This window comes from Streptomyces sparsus (assembly GCF_054776295.1).
The window spans coordinates 3,810-4,475 of record NZ_BAAHCA010000383.1 but is presented as its reverse complement, the minus strand read 5'-3'; the positions used below and the strand labels follow the sequence as shown (position 1 = coordinate 4,475).

1 protein-coding gene is annotated in these 666 nt (G+C 75.5%); it reads left to right on the top strand.

Annotated elements, in window-relative coordinates:
• A partial coding sequence (locus ACYVE9_RS16845) for a 2'-5' RNA ligase family protein (RefSeq protein ID WP_461028683.1) occupies positions 1 to 502 on the top strand: 502 nt, incomplete at its 5' end.
• Positions 503 to 666: the final 164 nt, after the last annotated feature.

Genomic DNA, 666 nt, shown 5'->3' with positions numbered 1-666 from the left:
CGGGCACTTCGGCGACCGCGCGCTGTGGGCCGGAGTGGACGGCGACCGCGACCGCCTCGCCGCGCTGGCCGCCGACGCCGCCGAAGCGGGACGCCGCACCCTCCACGCCGCCCTCCCGGCCACCCATCTTTCGGCTCCCGACCCTCCGGCCACCGGCGCTCCGGCAGCCACCGGTCGTTCGGTCAGCGATCCGCCGCCGGGCCGGTACGTGCCGTCGCCGGGTGGCCCGGAGGGCTCCGTCTCACAGGGCTCCGTCTCGCAGGGCGGCGAGGGCCGGCCGGACGTGCACCGGTCCGGTACCGCGTGGTCCTTCGTGCCGCACCTGACCCTCGCGCGCGGGCCGGGCGGAGTGCCGCTGACGCCGTGGGCGGCCGAGCTGGACGGCTTCGCCTCGCAGTCCTGGCAGGTCACCGAGGTGGCCCTGGTCAGCAGCCGGCTGCCGCGCGGACCGGTCGCCGGGCCGCGCTACCTCCGCGTCGCCGCCTGGCCGCTCGGCGGCTGAGCCGGCCGGATACCGTGGAAGGGTGAACCCCAAGATCAGGATGCGGATCGTGACCGGCGCGCTGGTGCTGATGTTCGTGGTGGTGGCGGTCGCGGGGGGGTTCGGCCGCTGGTACTCCAGTGCGGTTTCGTGATCTATCCAGCGGATTTGTCGGCGGATCGTCG